This is a genomic window from Pseudomonas sp. (assembly GCF_050739995.1).
Classification (GTDB): domain Bacteria; phylum Pseudomonadota; class Gammaproteobacteria; order Pseudomonadales; family Pseudomonadaceae; genus Aquipseudomonas.
Window position 1 is genome coordinate 1 of sequence record NZ_JBOICG010000724.1, and the last position, 5524, is coordinate 5524.

1 protein-coding gene is annotated in these 5524 nt (G+C 64.1%); it reads right to left on the reverse strand.

The window, feature by feature from the left end; genetic code table 11:
• On the reverse strand, positions 1–5524 hold a 5524-nt coding region (locus ACRESD_RS24360), incomplete at both ends, for an amino acid adenylation domain-containing protein (protein ID WP_431753244.1).

Below are 5524 nucleotides of genomic sequence, written 5' to 3' on the forward strand. Positions count from 1 at the left end.
CAACCAGGGTGTGCTCCAGCTCATTGCGGGGCGCCACATACTGTTGGCGGTTGGCCTCTGGGTCCGGTTGCGGCAAGGCACGGCGGTCGAGCTTGCCGTTGGCGGTCAGTGGCATGCTGTCCAGTACGATCAGGTGCGCGGGCACCATGTAGTCCGGCAGTTGCACCTTGAGGTGAGCCTTGAGCGCGTCACGCAGTGCGCCATGCTCGGCGTCGCTGACCAGATAGGCCACCAACTGCTTGCCGCTCGGCGAGTCCAGTGCCAGCACCACCGCTTCACGTATGGCCTCATGCTCCAGCAAGCGGGTTTCGATCTCGCCCAGTTCGATACGGAAGCCGCGGATTTTCACCTGATGGTCGATACGCCCCAGGTACTCCACAAGACCATCGGCGCGCTGGCGCACCAGGTCGCCGGTGCGATACAGGCGACCACCGTTGCGGGCAAACGGATCGGCAACAAAGCGCTCCGCCGTCATGCCCGGACGTTGGTGATAACCCTGGGCCAGACCGGCACCGCCAACGTACAACTCGCCCGTCGCCCCCTGGGGCACCAGTGCCAGGTCGGCGTCGAGAATGTACGCCACCCGGTCACCGATAATGCTGCCGATCGGCACGCTGCCCGCGCCCTCCTCTAACTGCTCTGGCGCCAAGCTGGCCAGCGGCATCACCACGGTTTCGGTCGGGCCATAGGCGTTGAAAAACACCTGTGGCTGGAACGCCGCACGAATGCGCTGCAAGTGTTCGCCGGTCAACGCTTCGCCACCGGTGATGCACATGCGCACCGGCAAGGTCTGCTGCTGGGTCGCCAGCCATTGTGCCAACTGGCTGCCGTAGCTGGGCGTGAAGCCGAGGATATTGATGCGATGGGTGCGGATCAGTCCGCAGATTTCTTCGGCATCCCACTGGCCCTGGGCGCGCAACACCACCTGGGCACCGCTGAGCAACGGCACCAGCAAGCGCTCGGTAGCGGCGTCGAAGTTGATCGAATAGAAGTGCAGCTCACAGTCATCCGGTTGCATGCCGAAACGCTGGATCACCGCCTGGCAATGCATGGCGATTTCGCCGTGCGACACCACCACGCCTTTCGGCTTACCGGTGGAGCCGGAGGTGTAGATCAGGTACGCCTGGTGTTGCGGCAAGCTGATGAACGGCGGCTCGTTCGCCGGGTAGTTGGCCAGTACCGGCAGATCGTCCTCCAGGCACCAGCACGCCACGGTTGCCGGCAATTCGCCGAGGGCTTCGAACATCGCCGCATCACTGAGTAACAGGCCGATGCCGCTGTCTTCGATCATGTAGTGCAAGCGGTCTAGCGGGTATTCCGGGTCCAGCGGCACATAGGCGCCACCGGCCTTGAGGATCGCCAGCAGGCCGATGACCATTTCCAGGGAGCGTGGCAACGCCAGGCCGACACGCACCTGCGGGCCGACGCCACGCTCGCGCAGCATCCAGGCCAGGCGATTGGCGCGTTCGTCCAGTTCGCGGTAGCTGAGGGTAACGCCTGCAAACGTCAGCGCGGGCGCATCACCACGGACCGCCGCTTGTTGGCTGAACAGCGTGTGAATGCACTGATCGAGACGGTGTTCACCGGCCTCGATGCCCAGGCTGTCCTGCAACGCACGTTGCTCAACCGCCGTCAGCAAAGGCAGTTCGCTGAGGCGCTGTTGCGGATCGGCGATCAAGGCTTCCAGCAGGTTGCGCCAATGCTCGGCCATGCGTGCAATGCGCGGCTCATCGAACAGGTCGGTGCTGTAGGTCAGGCAGCAACCCAGGCGGTGGTCGAGGTCGGTGACTTCCAGGTTCAAGTCGAACTTGGTGGCGCGAGCATCGTTGGCCAGGTACTCGACCGTCATGCCGGCCAGTTGGCGGCTCTGTTGGAATTCCCAGCGCTGCACGTTGCACATCACCTGGAACAACGGGTTGTAGGCCGCGCTGCGGGTGGGTTGCAGGGCTTCCACCAGATGGTCGAATGGCAGGTCCTGGTGGGACTGGCCTTCAATCACGGTGTGGCGCACCTGCTCGAACAACTCGCCGACGCGCATCTGCCCATTGAGCTGGCAACGCAGCACCTGGGTGTTGAGGAACGCGCCGATCAACCCTTCGCTTTCCGGGCGGATACGGTTGGCCACCGGCGCGCCGATGCGCAGGTCGGTCTGGCCGCTGTAGCGGTAGAGCAACACGGCCAGGGTGGCGGTCATGGTCATGAACAGCGTGAGGCCGCGCTCGGCATTGAAGGCACGTACGCGGGCGGCCAAGTCGTCGCTCAGGTCGAAGCGGTACAGCTCGCCCTGGTGGCTTTGCACCGGTGGACGTGGACGATCGCCAGGCAGTTCGAGCAAGGGATGCTCATGACCCAGTTGTGTGGTCCAGTAATCCAGTTGACGCTGGCGCTCGCCAGACTCCATCCATTGGCGCTGCCACACGCTGTAGTCCAGGTACTGCACCGGCAAGGGCGCCAGCGGTGAGTCGCGCTCGTCGATAAAGGCTTCATAGAGCGCGCTGAGTTCACGGGCAAAGATGTCCATGGCCCAGCCTTCGGTGACGATGTGGTGCAGCGTCAGCACCAGGTAGTGTTCCTGTTCACCAGCCTTGACCAGGCAGGCGCGCAGCAACGGACCGGTTTCCAGATTGAAAGGCGTATGGGCTTCATGGTCGGCCAACTGCTGCAGGCGTGACTGGCAGTCCGCCGGGGTGAGCGCTGAGAAGTCCTGCCAGTCCATGCGCAGGCCGGTCTGGCGCGAGACGTTCTGATAGGCCACACCATCGACACTCGGGAAGGTGGTGCGCAGGGTTTCGTGGCGCATGATCAGGGCTTGCAACGCCGCCTCGAAACGCCCCACATCCAGCACACCACGCAGGCGCGCCATGCCGCCGACGTTGTAGGCCGGGCTGTCCGGTTCCATCTGCCAAAGGAACCACATGCGCTGCTGGGAATAAGACAGCGGCACCGGCTGGCTACGATCAACCTTGGCGATGGCGGTTTGCTGGTTGCGTTGACCCGCCGCCTGGATCAGCTCGACTTGCTCGGCAAAAGCGCCCAGCTCGCTGGCTTCGAACAAGGTGCGCAGCGGCAGCTCGACATCACACGCCTGACGGGTGCGAGAGATGATTTGCGTGGCCAATAATGAGTGGCCGCCGAGGGCGAAAAAGTCATCGCGCAGGCCGATACGGGGCAGGCCCAGCACCTCGCGCCAGATGGCGGCGATATGTTGCTGCAATGGGGTTTGCGGTTCGACGTGTTCACGCACCTGCCATAGCGGTTCCGGCAGTGCACGACGGTCGACTTTGCCGCTGGGACTCAGGGGCATGGCGTCCAGGCGCATCAGCAGCGCGGGCACCATGTACTCCGGCAACTCGGCGGCCAGGGCGGTTTTCACCGCTTGCTCGTGCAGACCGGCAGGCGCGGTGTAATAACCCATCAGCTTGGCGTCACGCACCAGCACCACGGCCTGGGCGACGCCGTCCAAGGCCAGCAGGCGGGCCTCGATTTCTTCTGGTTCCACGCGAAAGCCACGCAGTTTGACCTGCTGATCGAGACGGCCGAGGTATTCCAGCACACCGTCAGCGCTCCAGCGGGCGCGGTCACCGGTGCGGTACAGGCGCGCCCCCTGGCGGTCCGCGACAAAACGCTCAGCGGTCAAGCCGGCACGCCCAAGATAACCCCGGGCCAGGCCGATACCGCCGATGCACAGTTCACCCGGCACACCCAGCGGCACGGGGTTGAGATGTTCGTCCAACACGCGGCAGATCACATTGCCCAGCGGACGGCCGATCGGTGAACGCTCACCGTCTTCCGCCCGGCAGTGCCAGTGGGTGACGTTGATCGCGGTTTCGGTCGGGCCATAGCGATTATGCAGTTGCACCGCGGGCAGTTGAGCCAATACGCGGTTGCGCAGTTCGGCGGGCAACGCCTCACCACCCGAGAACAGACGACGCAGGCTGGTGCATTCGGCGGCAAGTGGCTCGTCGATAAACAACTGCAACAGCGGCGGCACAAAGTGCAGCGTGGTCACGCCGTGCTCTTGCACGAGTTGCGCGATGCGGTGCGGGTCACGATGTTCGCCAGGGCCGGCCAGCACCAGCCGGCAACCAGTGATCAGCGGCCAAAAACACTCCCACACCGACACGTCGAAACTGATCGGCGCCTTTTGCATCAGCACGTCGGTTTCATCGAGTTGATAGGTGGCCTGCATCCACTGCAAGCGCTCCGCCAACGCGCCATGGGTATTGCCCACGCCTTTGGGTTGGCCGGTAGAGCCGGAGGTGTAGATCACGTAGGCCAGGTTGTCAGCATGAAGGTGCAGGCCCGGCGCCTGGGTCGGCCAGCTGTCGAGGTGCAGGCTGTCCATGGCGATCACGCACACACCGTCAGCCGCCGGAAGTTGCTCCAGCAACGCGGTCTGGGTCAACAACAGTTGCACGCCACTGTCCTTGAGCATGTAGGCCAGGCGCTCGGCGGGGTAATCCGGGTCCAGCGGCACGTAGGCACCACCGGCCTTGATGATCGCGAGCAGGCCGATCAGCAGTTGCGGCGAACGCTCGGCGGCGATGGCCACGCACACGTCCGGGCCGACACCTTTGTCACGCAGGTAATGGGCCAGGCGGTTGGCCTGGGTGTGCAGTTGGGCGAAGGTCAGGCTGCCGTCCTGCCAGACCAGCGCGGTGTTGTCCGACGTTTGCTGGTTAAGCAGTTCAGGCAGCCATTGCTGGGCCGGTGCGCAGGGAGCTTCGCTCCACGGCTGCTGCTCGTCTTGCGGCATCAGCTTGAGCTCGCCGATAGCTTGCTGCGGTTGCTCGCACACGGCGTGCAGCAGGTTGATGAAGTGTTCGGCCAGACGCTCGATGCTGCGCTTTTCGAACAACTCATCGGCGTAGTCGAACGACAGGCTCAGGCGCCCGTTGCGGTCTTCTTCACTGTGCAGTTGCAGGTCGAACTTGGCTTCGCGGCTGTGCCACGGCAGCTCATCGGCGAGCATGCCTGGCAGGCGGCGCAACGCGCTCAAGTCACGCTGCTGGTGGTTGAACATGACCTGGAACAAACCCTGCTCGCGGGCTTGGGGGAAGGCTTCGAGCAGTTGTTCGAAAGGCAGATCCTGATGAGCCTGGGCGCCGAGCGCCGTTTGACGGGTGGCCACCAGCAACTCACTGAACGGCAGGCGCCCATCCAGCTCGGCACGCATGACCTGTGTGTTGATGAAGAACCCGACCAAGCCCTGGGTTTCCTGGCGTGGGCGGTTGGCATTCGGCACGCCGATGCGGATATCACGCTGGCCGCTGTAGCGGTAAAGCAGGCTCTGGAACGCCGCCAGCAACAGCATGAATGGCGTCGATTCATGGGCCTGGGCGGCCTGGCGAATCGCTTCGCTGAGGTTCGCACTCAGGCGCACGTCGTGGCGCGAGGCGCTGTGCTGCCGCTGCGCAGAACGTGGGTGGTCGGTGGCCAGGCTCAGGGCCGGATGCTCCTCGCCCAATTGCGCTGTCCAATACGCCAGTTGCCGCTGGCCCTCGCCCTCTGCCAGCCATTGGCG